This is a genomic window from Corynebacterium sp. LK28 (genome assembly GCF_014335105.1).
GTDB classification, from domain to species: domain Bacteria; phylum Actinomycetota; class Actinomycetes; order Mycobacteriales; family Mycobacteriaceae; genus Corynebacterium; species Corynebacterium macclintockiae.
The window spans coordinates 1-14,398 of record NZ_PDGZ01000018.1 but is presented as its reverse complement, the minus strand read 5'-3'; the positions used below and the strand labels follow the sequence as shown (position 1 = coordinate 14,398).

General features: G+C 59.2%; 12 protein-coding genes and 2 tRNA genes. 9 read left to right on the top strand and 5 right to left on the bottom strand.

Annotation, left to right across the window (positions count from 1 at the left end):
• Positions 1 to 1,318: IS256 family transposase (locus CRD15_RS10020; RefSeq protein ID WP_187402457.1), on the bottom strand; the 1,318-nt coding region annotated here is incomplete at its 3' end.
• Positions 1,319 to 1,454: 136 nt separating this feature from the next.
• Here CRD15_RS10020 and CRD15_RS10015 point away from each other — a divergent pair.
• From CRD15_RS10015 to CRD15_RS10005, 3 genes are all read left to right on the top strand, one after another.
• Complete coding sequence (locus tag CRD15_RS10015) at positions 1,455 to 2,642, top strand: IS481-like element IS3514 family transposase (protein ID WP_187402456.1); 1,188 nt, start codon at positions 1,455 to 1,457, stop codon at positions 2,640 to 2,642.
• A 705-nt stretch (positions 2,643 to 3,347) separates the two neighbouring features.
• A complete protein-coding gene (locus tag CRD15_RS10010; protein WP_034974221.1) occupies positions 3,348 to 4,598 on the top strand; it encodes a recombinase family protein in 1,251 nt (416 codons plus the stop codon).
• Positions 4,595 to 6,193 carry a recombinase family protein gene (locus CRD15_RS10005; protein WP_034974223.1) on the top strand — a complete coding sequence of 533 codons (1,599 nt, stop codon included), beginning with the start codon at positions 4,595 to 4,597 and terminating at the stop codon, positions 6,191 to 6,193. Before CRD15_RS10010 ends, CRD15_RS10005 begins: the two co-directional genes overlap by 4 nt.
• Here the strand turns inward: CRD15_RS10005 and CRD15_RS10000 are convergent.
• From CRD15_RS10000 to CRD15_RS09990, 3 genes are all read right to left on the bottom strand, one after another.
• Positions 6,162 to 6,680 carry a ClbS/DfsB family four-helix bundle protein gene (locus CRD15_RS10000; RefSeq protein WP_011273047.1) on the bottom strand — a complete coding sequence of 173 codons (519 nt, stop codon included), beginning with the start codon at positions 6,678 to 6,680 and terminating at the stop codon, positions 6,162 to 6,164. The two genes, CRD15_RS10005 and CRD15_RS10000, sit on opposite strands and share 32 nt — an antisense overlap.
• Positions 6,681 to 6,870: 190 nt before the next feature.
• Positions 6,871 to 6,944, bottom strand: a tRNA-Gly gene (locus CRD15_RS09995).
• Positions 6,945 to 6,991: 47 nt separating this feature from the next.
• Positions 6,992 to 7,064: transfer RNA gene (locus CRD15_RS09990), tRNA-Thr, on the bottom strand.
• Between the two features lie 231 nt (positions 7,065 to 7,295).
• On the opposite strand from CRD15_RS09990, the gene CRD15_RS09985 reads away from it, so the two are divergent.
• The 5 genes from CRD15_RS09985 (at position 7,296) to otsB (ending at position 12,231) form a co-directional block, all read left to right on the top strand.
• On the top strand, positions 7,296 to 8,891 hold the full coding sequence (locus CRD15_RS09985; RefSeq protein WP_141746998.1) for a threonine/serine exporter ThrE family protein: 1,596 nt from the start codon (positions 7,296 to 7,298) through the stop codon (positions 8,889 to 8,891).
• A 69-nt stretch (positions 8,892 to 8,960) separates the two neighbouring features.
• Positions 8,961 to 9,359, top strand: coding sequence for a hypothetical protein (locus tag CRD15_RS09980; protein WP_011273045.1), 399 nt, complete (start codon positions 8,961 to 8,963; stop codon positions 9,357 to 9,359).
• Positions 9,360 to 9,391: 32 nt separating this feature from the next.
• Positions 9,392 to 10,858, top strand: coding sequence for a trehalose-6-phosphate synthase (locus CRD15_RS09975; RefSeq protein ID WP_187402455.1), 1,467 nt, complete (start codon positions 9,392 to 9,394; stop codon positions 10,856 to 10,858).
• Positions 10,858 to 11,358, top strand: coding sequence for an META domain-containing protein (locus tag CRD15_RS09970; RefSeq protein WP_187402454.1), 501 nt, complete (start codon positions 10,858 to 10,860; stop codon positions 11,356 to 11,358). The genes CRD15_RS09975 and CRD15_RS09970 overlap by 1 nt, the downstream gene beginning before the upstream one ends.
• A gap of 3 nt (positions 11,359 to 11,361) precedes the next feature.
• Positions 11,362 to 12,231 (top strand): trehalose-phosphatase, encoded by an 870-nt coding sequence (gene otsB, locus CRD15_RS09965; RefSeq protein WP_034981819.1) that lies wholly within the window; start codon positions 11,362 to 11,364, stop codon positions 12,229 to 12,231.
• On the opposite strand, the gene CRD15_RS09960 is transcribed toward otsB, so the two are convergent.
• Positions 12,196 to 13,305 (bottom strand): LacI family DNA-binding transcriptional regulator, encoded by a 1,110-nt coding sequence (locus tag CRD15_RS09960; protein WP_034981818.1) that lies wholly within the window; start codon positions 13,303 to 13,305, stop codon positions 12,196 to 12,198. The genes otsB and CRD15_RS09960 overlap by 36 nt on opposite strands.
• Positions 13,306 to 13,444: 139 nt before the next feature.
• Between CRD15_RS09960 and CRD15_RS09955 the strand changes: the two genes are divergently transcribed.
• Complete coding sequence (locus CRD15_RS09955; RefSeq protein ID WP_034981816.1) at positions 13,445 to 14,320, top strand: metal ABC transporter solute-binding protein, Zn/Mn family; 876 nt, start codon at positions 13,445 to 13,447, stop codon at positions 14,318 to 14,320.
• Positions 14,321 to 14,398 lie beyond the last annotated feature (78 nt).

The following is a 14,398-nucleotide window of genomic DNA, read 5'->3' as shown; positions in this document are numbered from 1 at the left end:
GGTAGGCCACGGCCATTTGGTTTATAGCTTGTTTCCAGCCAGAAACTCGGGCTCCTTCCATGAGCCTGCCGGCTGTCGCTGAGACTCGTTTGCCCTGCTTCGCTCTCTTTGCAGCGCGTTTGTCTTCGATATTGCAGATCATCAGCCACAGCGTCTTGAGCGCTGATTCATCGTTGGTAAATTGCACCCTGTTGCGGGTAGCTTTACGCAGTTCATTGTTGAATGATTCAATCGAGTTCGTCGTATAGATAGCCTTTCTGGCCGCTGGTGGGAACTGCAGAAACGGTACGAAACGCTGCCATGCATCTCGCCAGACCTTGACTGAGCGTGGATACTTTTCTCCCAATTCAGAGGCTTCAAATTCGTCTAAGGCAGCCTGAGCTGTGGACTCGTCCGCGGCGGTGTAAATCTTTTTCAATGCGGCTGATACGCCCCGGCGATCCCCGTAGGCTACCCATCGGTTAGCTGCGCGAATCAGGTGCACGATACAGGTTTGCACCATCGAGTTCGGCCAGGTTGCCTCGACTGCTTCTGGTAGGCCTTTAAGCCCGTCACAGCAGACGATAAAGACGTCTTTGACCCCACGATTGGAAAGATTGGCGCATACCTGCGCCCAAAATGAAGCGCCTTCTTCTTTGGCGATCCACAATCCCAAAATGTGCTTGATGCCGTCCAGGTCCACGCCGATTGCCATGTACGCGGATTTGTTGACTACTCGGCCACCGTCGCGGACTTTAATGCGCAACGCATCCAGGAAAATGACCGGGTAGAACTCGTCTAGCTGGCGGTTTTGCCAGATCATGACCTCATCGAGGACGGCATCGGTGACTGCGGAAATCGTCTCATGGGAAATATCAACCCGCATCGCAGTTGCCATATGGTGCTGGATGTCCCTAATTGTCATCCCACCGGCGTACAAGCTGACGATCATGTCATCGACATCAGTCAAGCGCCTAGAACCTTTAGGAACCATAGTCGGCAAGAATGTTCCAGCCCGATCTCTCGGGACATCAACGGTCACTGGCCCGTAGTTAGAATCCACGGTCTTTGGATACGATCCGTTGCGGTAATTGTCTGTCCCAGCAGCAGCTTTAGCGCTCCTGTCGCCAGACTCGTAGCCCAGGTGGGCATCCATTTCAGCGTTGAGTCCCCTGGTAATCGAGGCCTGCAACATGCCGCGAACTAGGTCATTGGCATCCGTTGTAGACGTGCCTAGGTCATCAATCAGCTTCGCGATTTCAGGGTTAGCAAGCAGCTTCTTTTCAATCGCATCAATTTTGGCCTTATCAGCCGGATCTCGTCGTGCCACAGTAGTCATTCTGGTCCATCTCCTCATGCAGGTTAGGTACCCACACACAAACCATCAGACACTCTCGCCGCGACATAGTTGACAGTTAGCCACCGCAAAGCAAAATCGGTGATGGTTGACACCTCAGCTGCGACATTGTTGACAAATGAATAGTCCCAACCGCAACCTCGCCATCGTCAAGGCAGTCCGCGAACAAGGCGAACCCGTCACCAAAGTCGCCAAACGCTTCAGAATCTCACGGCAACGTGTCTACAAAATCCTGTCCCAGTTTGATGCCGGAGGCGCTGATGCCATCGCCCCGAAATCCCGCGCCCCGCATACCCACCCGCAAGCAGTACCAACATCTTTACGCAACCAGATCATCGACATGCGTAAGCAACTGGTCAGATCCGGTTTAGACGCAGGCCCTGAGACCATCGCATTTCACCTTCACCGCCAAGGGCTGCGAGTACCGTCAACGTCGACCATCCGACGGATCATCACCAACGCAGGTCTTGTCACGCCACAACCGCAGAAAAAGCCACGCAGTTCTTTCATCCGCTTCGAAGCCGCTACGCCTAACGAATGCTGGCAGGCGGATATCACCCACCTCCACTTACTCGACGGCACTCGACTCGAAGTCCTCGACTTCATCGACGATCACTCCCGTTACCTGCTATCGATCACCGCAGCAGCATCCTTCAGCGGACCGGCTGTTGCAGCTGAACTGCAACGCCTCATCGCCACCTACGGCCCGCCAGCATCCACCCTCACCGACAACGGACTCGTATTCACCGCCCGCCTAGCTGGAGCAAAAGGGGGCCGCAACGCATTCGAAAAAACCCTCAACAAATACCGCATCCAACAGAAAAATGGCCGGCCAGGCCACCCTCAAACACAAGGGAAGATCGAACGGTTCCACCAAACTCTTAAAAAATGGATTGCTGCCCAATCCCCAGCGATCACCCTGGTCGAACTCCAGCAACAACTCGACACCTTTGCCGACTACTACAACACCGTCCGACCCCACCGAGCCCTCGGAAGACGGACACCACATGAGGCCTACACCACCGGCCCCAAAGCCGAACCCAACGACAAGCCGGAAGAAGAATGGCGCGTCCGCAACGATGTCGTCACCCCAAACGGCAAGGTAACCGTCCGCTATGCAAGTAGGCTCTACCAGCTTGGCATCGGGCGAAAATACACCGGCGAAACCATCCTTATGGTCATCACCGACAACCATGTCACCACATCATTAAAAGAAACTGGCGAGATCATCACCGAGCACTACATCGACACGTCTCGCAATTACCAAAAACCTTATTGGAAGAAAGGCCAGCCACCCCTGACCTAAAAGTGAAAACGGCGCCTCGGAAACAGAAAAACCGAGACGCCAGTTTGTCCATGATGTCGCGACTGAAGTGTCAACCATGTCGCGACTCATGACATCCGTAACCTGCGCACAGCAGGCTGGGGATATAAAGCGATTGCCGAGTTTTGCGCCTTGACCCGTGACCAGGTCCGTTCATACTGCACCAGCCGAAATCTCGAGGCCGGTTCAGTGGTGGCTCAGCGGGTGTGCCGCTGGTGTGCCAGCCCTATTCGGGGAGGTGCTCGGGCTCGGTTTTGCTCGCCCGCCTGCAGGCATAAAGCGTGGCGGGAACGGCAGGAAACCGAGCCAGTGCGCGAGCAGACCTGTGCGCACTGCGGGCACCGCTTCGTGATCGTGGACAAGCCAGGTCAAAAGTATTGCTGTCACGCCTGTTATGTGCGTGCTCGCTTTGGCACCCGAGGTGGGCGCTCATGAACACGCTCGCCACCACGGTCGATCAGATGACAAGGCCCGAGGTATTCGCCCGAGAACTCGCCTTCATTACTGACGCTCACACGTTGAGCATGCTGGCAGGTCGAGGAGTGCTAACCCCCGCAGAGTATCGGCGTGTCTATCGGTTGTTGTTCCAGGCGTGGAGCCCGATCTATCAGTCACAGATTGTGGGCGAAACGACTGGATAAACACCTGGTTTAGAGCGTGTATAGACCTAACACGAAAGGAGAAAACGTGGCACAAGTTAGTGTGGTGACACCAGTTCGGCCGCCGACCCCGAAACTGGTCAACGTAGCAGCATACGCTAGGGTCTCGACCAACGGTGCGGAGCAATTAGCGTCATTGTCGGCGCAGGTTTCGTATTATTCGCGCCTGATCCAATCCACGCCCGGATGGGCCTATGCGGGTGTATTCACTGACGAAGGGGTTACTGGCACTTCGATGAAATCCCGGCAAGGCCTGGCCGACCTGATGAACGCTGCCAGAGCAGGAAAGATCGATCTTGTGTTGTGTAAATCGATCTCGCGCCTGGCCCGCAACACTGTCGACCTTCTCGCTACGGTTCGTGAGCTGAAAGACCTTGGTGTGGCTGTGCGCTTCGAACGCGAACGCATCGACACTCTCAGCGCTGACGGAGAACTCCTGCTGACCTTGTTGGCGTCGTTTGCTCAAGAAGAATCCCGTTCCCTGTCCCAGAACGTCAAATGGGCAATCCGTAACCGGTACAAGAACGGTGGAACAAACTCCTTCGTCGTCTACGGCTATAGCTGGGCAGACGGCGAGTTCACCATCATTGACGATGAAGCTGAGATTGTGCGCCTCCTGTTCTCCAACTTCCTCGAGGGTATTAGCCCTGAAAAGACAGCCGCGATCCTCAATGGTCAAGGGGTGCGTTCGCGCGGTGGGGGACGCTTCTACGGGTCAGTGTTTCGTCGCATGCTCGAAAATGAGCGCTACAAGGGCTGCCAGATGCTGCAGAAAATGTACCGCCCTGCGATCCAAGCACCCAACCGTGCTCTCAATGACGGGGAGCTGCCGCGATACTGGGTTGAGCAAGCCCTCCCACCCATCATCGATAAGTCTGTGTTTGACGCGGTGCAAGCAGAAATCGCCTATCGGCGTGAGATTGGTCCTGCTGCGACCCCATCGAAGAACACGGGCGTGTTCACTGGACGGATCTGCTGTGGCGCGTGTGGGAAGAACTATCAACGCAAAACCCGCACCTACAAGTCTGGAACCTCGTATAAGTTTTGGCGGTGCTGGAGTGCCTGCACCGGGAACGGCAACCCCTGTAGGGGGCACAACCTGCGCGAAACACTCCTCGAACACGCCTGCGCAGACATGCTCGGCACCCAGGGTTTCGACCCTGTGTCGGTTGCTGAGCAGATCGTGATGATTGAAGCCTTTCCGCACCAGCTCACATTCCACCTCGCGGATGGAACTATGACGCCGGTGGGGTTAACCAGTGAGGGGAGGTTGGTATGAGTCGCACGGTCACTGCGATACCCGCAACAAAGAAGGTTCGATCTGCCGCAGCCTCATCTGGGGTACCGGCGCGCAGAAGGGTCGCCGCCTACGCGCGAGTCTCTACCGAGATGGAAGAACAAACCTCATCGTATGAGGCTCAAATCGACTACTACACCACCTACATTCGCTCCCGTAATGATTGGCAGTTCGCGGGCATGTACTGCGACGAAGGTATCTCTGGCACTTCTATGAAGCGCCGTGAGGGATTCCAAACCATGATCGATGACGCCCTGTCAGGCAAAATCGACCTGATCCTCACCAAGAGTGTCTCGCGGTTTGCTCGTAACACCGTCGACTCCCTGACCACCGTCCGACAGCTAAAAGAAGCCGGTGTGGAGGTGTATTTCGAGAAAGAAAACATCTGGACCCTTGATTCTAAAGGCGAACTACTCATCACCATCATGAGTAGTCTTGCCCAGGAAGAATCTCGCTCCATATCTGAGAACGTCACCTGGGGACATCGCAGACGCTTCGCTGATGGGAAAGTCATGGTGCCCTACTCCTCGCTACTGGGATATAAGAAAGGCGCTGACGGTAACCTCGCTATTGATGAGACTCAAGCCCCGACCGTGCGCTTGATCTACCAGCTGTTTCTAGACGGCTCATCGATCACCGAAATCCGTGCCGAGCTACAGCGTCGCGGTATTTTGACTCCGCGAGGTAAAACCAACTGGTCCACCTCAACCGTGCGCTCCATCTTGACCAATGAGAAATATAAAGGCGACGCCCTGCTCCAGAAAACGTTCACCGCTGACTTCCTAACCAAACGAATCGAAGTAAACGAGGGCGAAGTCCCGCAATACTACGTCACCGGAAACCACGAGCCGATTATTGATGCGCCCGTCTGGGATCAGGTTCAATACGAGTTGGCCACCCGCCACGCAACCAACAGCTCCAAAATCGGCCTATTTGCCAGCCGACTCAAATGCGCAGATTGCGGATCCTGGTACGGACGCAAAACCTGGGCATCCAACACTAAATACAAGCACACGATCTGGCGGTGCAACCAAAAATACGACCATCCCCGTCCCTGCCAGACCGCTACCTTGCGTGATGAGCAAATCCAGACCGCGTTCCTCGCCGCGCTAAACCAGCTGGCTGAACAATATCGCGGACAAAGCCACCTACCACAGGTCATCGACGCCATGTTTAATACAGACCAGCTCGAAGCGGAGTCCAAGCGCCTAGACGAGAAAATCCGCGCTCTTGCCAGCGAGATTGAATCATTGGTTGCAGAAAATCAGCGGGTAGCGCAAGACCAGGACCAATACCTCGCCCGCTACACCCAGCTAGAAGCGCGATACCAGAAAACCCTGGGCCGCAAACAAGCCATCGAGGCCGAGATTGCTGCCAAGAGTGCCAAGGCCACTGCGATCAAAACCGCCTACACCCAGTTGGCCGACAAGCCCATCCAGCATTTTCAACCATCCCAGTGGACAGCACTTATCGACCATGCCGTTATCGGAGCCAACGAGATCCAGTTCGTCTTCAGAATCGGCACTGAAATCACCGTGCCTATTGCTAGCAGGCTGCCAGTTTCTTCCACTTCCTGATTTTGGTGCGAAACGTCGTAAATGGCGCGACGGTGTTGATATGCACCCATTTCCACACCGGCCACGCCGACGGGGTGGAAGAAGCCCACGCACGCTGACCCGAACTAAACAATTCTGATTCGGTTAGACCGCCCACCATTTTGACTATCTCACCAAGCAGGATCTTGAACCTGTCGATCAAATCCTCAGTAGATACCTGCTCCCAGCGTTGGTAGAACGATTCATACAATCCGCCCAGTTGATTCCACTTAAAACCAGGTGCCGGAGTCACCACGTCAAGACCGGCTTGTTCGTCACGTTCCCAGCCGAGCAGTAATTCCATCCAGCCAAGCTGGTAGGCGATCATCTGCCGGGGCGTGCGGTCAACACCGTCAACCAGCCGGTCCCAACCATCGCCAGGAACGCCTACGAACTCGCCGATAAAAAGTTCGCCACGCTTAGTAATCTCTGCGGCTAGTTCATCGCCGGACGCATACGATCTCACCACACACCTCCTCGTGAAACGGCCTTAGGTTTAACGCTTCGTTAGCGCGTTAAACCCTGAATACGCATTTTACTAGGGCAAACAAGATACCCGCTAACGCAAAACCCAAACCCGCTAACGCAAGCGATTTTTCACACCCCCCTAAGCGATACTCGCTAACGCAAAAGGGTACTTATCAAATCCGACGTCTAAGTGGAGCCGGCGACGAGAATCGAACTCGCACTCTCAGCTTGGGAAGCTGATGTTCTACCACTAAACTACGCCGGCAGTTCCAGCACCAGCAGCGCGATGATTAATCGCACCGGGGCTAGATGAGCTGGAGACGAGACTTGAACTCGCAACCTACGGTTTACAAGACCGTTGCGCTACCGATTGCGCCACTCCAGCACTTGCCCACTTTTCTACCCGCGTACCCCTAGAGCTTTCTAGAGTTTTCTAGCGCCTTCTAGCACCTTCTAGGGTCTCATAGGGCGCACCCACGGGCAATGGACTTTCCCAGCCTAGCAAGCCGCACCTCCGAACAGTAAAACTCGCCCCTGCTGCCCCATCCCACCTGGGGGAACGGGTACTTGTGAAAACCCCTTTACCCCGATGTACGGTGTGGGAGTGCCTAGTTTCATGTCGAGAGCACTGAGAAAGAGCTCTGACCTGCTGTTTTCCGGCAACAGAGCGACGATCGATGCTATCCGCCTAGCACCGCCGCCATCCCCTTTGGCGCCGGTGGATCTTTCCGACCCTGTAAAGATCCACGCAGTGATGGACCTCGCCAGCCGTATCGGCGACCAGCTCCTCACCGCGGGCACTAGCAACTCGGATACGAAGGCCCAGATCCGAAGCGTTATGAGCGCCTACGGCCTGAACAACACGCACGTCGACATCACGTTGAACACGATCCACATCTACTCGCGCTTCAACGAAAACACGCCGCCGACAAATATGTTCCGCGTCGTGCGGCAGCTATCAACCGACTTCTCCCGAATCACGGAGGTCGACCGGCTGATCCGTTCGATCGTCGCGGGCGCCACCCCGCTAGAGATGGCGCAGAAGATCCTCTTCGACATTGAGACTTCCCTGCTGCCCTATCGCAACCGCTACGCTCTGGCGAGCTGGGGCGGGTTCGCCGCCGCCGTTGCGCTGCTTCTCGGCGGTGGTTGGGCCGTGGCGGTGGTTGCGGGTATCACCACGATCTTCACGATGTTCGCCAACGCCTGGTTGGCCTCGAAGTCTCTGCCGTTGTTCTTCCAGAACGTCCTTGGCGGCTTCGCTGCAGTGATCCCGGCGGCAGTGACCTATTCGATTGCCGATCGAATAGATTTCTACCTTCCGCCCTCGCTGATTATCGGTTCCTCAATCGTCGCGTTGCTGGCGGGGTTGACGCTGGTGCAGGCGCTGCAAGACGGCATCACTGGCGCCCCGGTGACCTCTGCGGCGCGCTTCTACGAGACCTTGCTACAGACCGGCGGCATCATCACCGGCATCGCGGCGGGTATTCAAACCATGGCCGTTATGGGCATCACGCTGCCACCGTTGGATACCTCGCACACCTCCGGTGTGTTGGGTTCCGTCACGGTCCAGATCATCTCCGGCGCTGTCGCTACCGGTTTCTTCTGTAGCGCCTGTTTCTGCGAGCGGCGTGCCACGGTGGTCGCCAGCCTGACCGCCCTGATCGCCTCTGTCGCCCTGTTCGGCGTAACGAATCTGCTGAACTGGCCTGGCACCTTCGGTGTTTCTCTGGCCGCCCTCGTCGTCGGCCTCGCCGGTGGTCTGCTCTCTCGTCGTTACATGATCCCACCGCAGATCACGGCTGCTGCGGGCATTACCCCCTTCCTGCCGGGTCTGGCGCTATACCGTGGCATGAGCTCGGTGCTGAACGATCAGTTCGTCATCGGCATGTCCAACCTTGGTCTTGCCCTCACCACCGCCACTGCTCTGGCCGCCGGCGTGGTGCTCGGCGAGTGGATTGCACGCCGTATTCGTCGCCCGCGGATCCTGCACCGTTACAAGCAACTACGACGCCCCCACGTGGGTTCGCGCCGTTCGTCCCAGCCGAAGCCTCGGATGGGTACCGACGGCCGAGTTCGCCAGCCCCTGCACTGGCGTAGGCGCAGAAGGAACGTGTCGAAGAGTATGTGGCAGTTGGATAGCAAGATGCGGGCGTCCGAAAGCGAGCTACAGCAACAAGAAGACCACCCGGCAGGAACGGGCGAACAGTAAATCGCGTAAAATATCTAAAGTTGAGACTTAAGTTCCGTACGTCGACTGTGTAGAAATGGGGTCAGGCTCGTGCCTCCGAAGGTCACCGACAACCGTTCCGCCAACAATGAATCCCTGCATGCGGTGGAAGCAGAAACCGCGCAGGCAGCGCAGCGCATCGTCGCGACCTACTCCGAGGACTTCCTCGATGCCGCGACGCTGATGTGCATGCTGGGCGTGGAGCCGGAAGGACTGATCCACCGCCGAGTGGTAGCTGAGCTGGAGGAAGCTGAGCAGGAAGCAAAGAAGTCCACCCGCAAGACCACCAAGAAGGCTGCCAAGAAGTCGGCGAAGAAGAGCACCAAGAAGTCGACGGCAAAGAAGACGACGAAGAAGGCCGCTAAGAAGGCAGCCAAGAAAACGACCAAGAAGGCGGCCAAGAAGACCACTAAAAAGGCGGCAAAGAAGGCTACCAAGGCTAGCGAGTAAACCGCCTACCTGCACCGACACGGGTGATACACATGCAGTCCGATTTTCTGGTTGTTGCCAATCGCCTTCCCGTCGACCGCAACGTCGACGGCTCCACCGGGGAGGTCACTTGGGTACCTTCCCCGGGCGGGCTAGTCACAGCGCTGAAGCCGGTGTTGGAATCGAATCGTGGCGCGTGGATCGGCTGGCCAGGGGCGACGGATGAGGTCGCAGCCGAGGACATGCCCGCACCGGAGGACGCCGGCATCCACATGGTTCCGGTGAACCTGGATGCGCAGGATTTCGCGCAGTTTTACGAGGGCTTTTCCAACGCCACCCTGTGGCCCCTGTACCACGACCTGATCGTGCATCCCACCTACGATAAGCGCTGGTGGGAGCGTTACCAGCAGGTCAACCAGCGCTTCGCCCAGGCAGCGGCGGACGTCGCGGCCAAGGATGCGACCGTGTGGGTGCAGGACTACCAGTTGCACCTGGTTCCCGGCCAGTTGCGCGATCTGCGCGACGATGTCTGCATCGGTTTCTTCCTGCACATCCCCTTCCCCGCTCCGGAGCTTTTCCGCCAACTGCCGTGGCGCCGCCAGGTGCTGGAGGGCACGTTGGGCGCGGACGTGGTGGGCTTTCACACGCAGGATTCCGCGCGGAACTTTATGGAAGCGCTGCGGGCGATGGATTACTCGGTGCAGATCATGGACGATTCCGAATCTGCGAACTACCTGCGCGGCGCCCGGCTGCCTGAGGGCGCGCACGTGGTCGGCACCGTCGCCCTGGAATCGGGACGGCAGGTCAAGGTCGGCGTGTTCCCCATTTCTATTGACTCTGCCAAGGTCAACGCCCAAGCGAACCAGCCAACAGTGCTGGCCCAGGCTAGTGACCTGCGCGCCCGTCTGGGTAACCCGAAGGTGCTGATCGCAGGAGTGGATCGGCTGGACTACACCAAGGGCATCCAGCACCGACTAGAGGCCATTGAGTTCCTGTTGGACTCCGGCCGGCTGGCCCCGGAAGACGTAGCTATGGTGCAGGTCGCCACCCCGTCGCGCGAACGTCTGGATGACTACCAGCGCACCCGCCAGCAGGTGGAGGCCATTGTCTCCCGCATCAACGGCAACCACGGCAGCCTGGGGCGTTCGCTGATCCACTACCTGCACTCCGGCCTGCCCTTCGAGCAGATCGTGGCGCTATACGCCGCGGCGGACGTCATGCTGATTACCCCTTTGAAGGACGGTATGAACCTGGTGGCCAAGGAGTATGTGGCTTGCCACTCGGACGGTTCGGGCGCGCTGGTGCTCTCGGAATTCGCAGGCGCGGCCACCCAGCTGGTGCAGGCGTACCTGTGCAACCCGCACGACGTGGAATCGATCGCCGATGCTCTGCAGCTAGCCATCGAGGACGACCCGGTCAACAAGGTTCGTCGCATGCGCCAGATGTGGGATCACCTGCAGGAACACGATGTGAACCGTTGGGCCAATGCCTTCCTGCAGCAACTTCGGGAGGTCGAATAATGCGCCGTACCACCAGCACTCCCCGCCGCGCTACCGTCCTCGTGCTGGCTCTCAGCGTCACCGCCCTGGCCGGCCTGACTTCCTGTTCGGACACGGAAGCACCCCTCGGCAGTTCCCAGTGGCAGATCTCCGCCATCTACGACACGCAGGCCCGCGGTGGCGTGCTGCCGGATTCCCAGCAGGGCCGTAGCTTCCTGATTTTCGGCGAGGATTCGCTGAACGGCACCAGCGGCTGCATGCACATGACCGGCAACGTGGAGTGGAAGGACGAGGACATGCGCATCAGCGGCTTTTCCAGCTCCCGCATCGACGGCGCCCAGTGTCTGCCCGGCGACGAGGATACAGCCGACCGTTTGAAGGCCGTCCTCAACGACCAGGACCTCACCTACACCCGCCCCGCCGAAAACTCGCTGAAACTGCAGCAGTCCGCGCCGAAGGACAAGCAGGATTGGCAGTCCGTCCCTGCGGTCGAGTTCATTAGCGGTCCGAAGGAGGGCTAAGCCATGGATGGTTCGTTGCTGCCTTTTCTTTCGGACGCCGACCTCTCCGGCCTCGCCGCCACCCCAGACTTACTGGTAGCGATGGATTTTGACGGCACCCTAGCACACTTTTCGGACGAGCCAGAGGGAGTGCACGCCGTCCCCGGCGCGATAGAGGCCCTGGAGGGGCTGGCGCAGCTGCCTAACACTGTGGCGATGGTGATTTCGGGGCGCAATCTGGAACAGCTGTCGAAGGCTACGATGCTGCCCACGCACGGGCCGGTGCGCCTGGTCGGCAGCCACGGCGCGGAACCTGCCGACGGCGGCGCGACGGAATTGAGCCCAGTTCAGCGGGCCTGGCTTAACGAACTGCGAGCCCATGCGGAGGAGATCGCCACCGAACACGATGGCGCGTGGGTGGAAATCAAGCCCCTGGCGGTGGGGCTGCATACCCGCTTGGTGCCGAACAAGGAACTGGCCGGGCGGCTGAACCAGCGCTTGGCGGACGTCGCCACCACCAGCGATCTGTCCCAGGTGACGTGGGGTAAGGACATCCTGGAGGTCGCGGTGGATAAGACCACCAAGGGCTCCTATATTGAGGACTTCCGTCGCGCCTACGCGCGCGAACACGGCCGGGAGCTGCGGGTGCTCTTCGCCGGGGACGATACGACGGACGAGACGGCGCTCTCTACGCTGCACTACTCCTCCGACATGGCACCAGCCGTTGGAGCCACCGACCCCCACCTCGTAGCACCCGCTGCGAATACCCCAGACATCGGCATCCGCGTCGGCGGCGGGGAGACCTCCGCTACCCACCGTTTGGATACCCCGGAGGATGTCCGGGACTTCCTGCAGGATCTACTGCGGCGGCGCGACGGACGTTCCGCGGATTAGCTCAGTTTCCAGCAGCACGGTGGGCGTCTCCGCCCGGTGCGCGGGCTTGGCCGGGTTGTCATTCAACCGCTGCTCGATGAGTTCAGCGAGCATGTTGCCGCTCTCCAGGCCCTTGTCTTTGCTGGGTTGGCGGACGGTGGTGATGTGGGCGTCAATAGCTTCGGGAATACCGTCGAACCCCGTCACAGAGAGCTGACCTGGCACGTCGATTCCCTGCTCCGCTGCGTAACGCACCACACCGAGCGCCTGCGAGTCGGTGGTGCAGGCAACGGCGGTGAGCTCCGGGTGGGTGGAAAGTAACTCCTGGGCGGCGTCGAAGGCGGTCTGGGGGTTGTTGATGTGCCGTTCGACGATGGGGGCTTGCTCGATCCCGGCTTCCTCCAGCACGTCCAGGATTCCCAGCAGTCGCGAGCGCTGCACGTGCATGTGCGCGCCCTCGATGCGTTCGGCGGACACAGGCCCGTTGTTCGGCGTGCGATCCAGGCGGATGCACAGCACGCCGATGCGCTTGTGACCTGCGTCGACGAGGGTGCGGATGGCGGGCTTGATGGCCTCGCGGTCGTCAATTCCCACGAAAGGATCGCCGGCGCCGGCGGGTTGGTCACACACCACGGTCGGCAGTCCGCGGTTACGCACGGCGGCGAGGTACGGGTCGTCGCCCGCCACCGAGTAGACGATGAAGCCGTCGACGCTGGCCTGGTTCACCAGCTGTGCGGGGCGATCGGCGCTGGGGTTATCGTCCACGCCCGCGGGGATCAACAGCATGGAGGCATCCATCGCCCCACAGCTCACCGACACGCCAGAGACGAACTCCAGCGACGCCTGATCTTCGAACGCGTACGGCAGCTCCTCGGTCAGCAGCACGCCGATCGCCCCCGCTCGGCGCGTGCGCAGCGAACGCGCCATCGGGTCTGGCCCGGGGTAGCCGAGTTTCGCCGCGACGTGCAGGATCTTGTCCCGCAACTCGGGCGAAAGCTGATCCGGGCGGTTGTATGCGTTCGAAACTGTGGTGCGCGAAACGCCCAGTTCGGCCGCGATGGAGGCCAAGGTGCCGCGCCGTGCTGGTCTATTCATTCTTCTAAGGGTAGCCCTCAGCCCTTCTTTCTTGGGGGTTGACGCCCCCTCCCCCGGCACTGCCCAGATCCCCGTATCTGGCTCAAGATTAATGTTGACGAGCTTTTTCGTGCCCATTAGCCTCGGAAGAATGAAGAAAATGGTTGCCAATTTCGGAGCAGTTTTGAGTATCGCAACGCTGGCGCTGGGCGTAACCGCCTGCGCGGGCGGGTCCGGGGATTCCCCCGCGGATGGCGACAAGATCAAGCTGGTCGCCTCTACATCCATCTGGGGCAGCATTGCCGAGGACATCACCGAGGGGCGCGATGATGTTGAGGTGACCACCATCCTCAGCAGCAAGGACGACGACCCGCACGAGTACGAGGCCACAGCCCGCGACATCGCGGCGGTCAAAGGCGCGGACATCGTAGTCGCCAACGGCGCGGGCTACGATAACTGGCTGACCGACAACGTGGAAGAGGGCACCCCGCTGGTGACGGCGCAGCCGCTGGCCGAGGGGCACGACCACGGCCACGACGCCACCAACCCGCACGTTTGGTTCGACCTGGACGTGGTTTCCGAGTTCGAAAAGAAGCTCTCCGTCGAGCTGCACAAGCTGAACTCTGACATCCCCGAGTCCGACGACGACGTCACCAAGAAGACCGACGAGCTGAAGCAGCGCGTGGAGAAGCTGAAGGGCAAGAACGTCATCCTCACCGAATCGGTCGCCGCCGAGCTGATCGAGGATTCCAACCTGAAGGACATCACCCCGGAGGGCTTCGCCCACGCGGTGAACAACGAGTCCGAGCCTTCCGCCGCTGACCTGGCCGCGACCCGCCAGCTGATCAAGGACAAGAAGGCCGACATCCTCATCACCAACGAGCAGTCGGAAACCCCGGCAGCTTCCCAGCTGACCGAGGCCGCCAAGGAGGCGGGCATCAAGGTCGTCAACGTCAACGAAACCCCTGATGAGGGCCAGGACTACTTCGAGTACGCCGACGCCCTGATCAAGCAGCTGGAGGACGCAACCAAGTAATGGTTCTCGCTCTCCGCAACGCGGCAGTCGAACCCCTCTGGCGCGACCTCGACCTCGAGGTCGCGCCGGGGGAGTTTT

Coding starts and splice junctions, on each gene's coding strand:
- CRD15_RS09975 (WP_187402455.1), top strand. CDS start 9,392: ATGCAGTCCGATTTTCTGGTTGTTGCCAATCGCCTTCCCGTCGACCGC.
- CRD15_RS09985 (WP_141746998.1), top strand. CDS start 7,296: ATGTCGAGAGCACTGAGAAAGAGCTCTGACCTGCTGTTTTCCGGCAAC.
- CRD15_RS09955 (WP_034981816.1), top strand. CDS start 13,445: ATGGTTGCCAATTTCGGAGCAGTTTTGAGTATCGCAACGCTGGCGCTG.
- CRD15_RS09960 (WP_034981818.1), bottom strand. CDS start 13,305: ATGAATAGACCAGCACGGCGCGGCACCTTGGCCTCCATCGCGGCCGAA.
- otsB (WP_034981819.1), top strand. CDS start 11,362: ATGGATGGTTCGTTGCTGCCTTTTCTTTCGGACGCCGACCTCTCCGGC.
- CRD15_RS09970 (WP_187402454.1), top strand. CDS start 10,858: ATGCGCCGTACCACCAGCACTCCCCGCCGCGCTACCGTCCTCGTGCTG.
- CRD15_RS10005 (WP_034974223.1), top strand. CDS start 4,595: ATGAGTCGCACGGTCACTGCGATACCCGCAACAAAGAAGGTTCGATCT.
- CRD15_RS10015 (WP_187402456.1), top strand. CDS start 1,455: ATGAATAGTCCCAACCGCAACCTCGCCATCGTCAAGGCAGTCCGCGAA.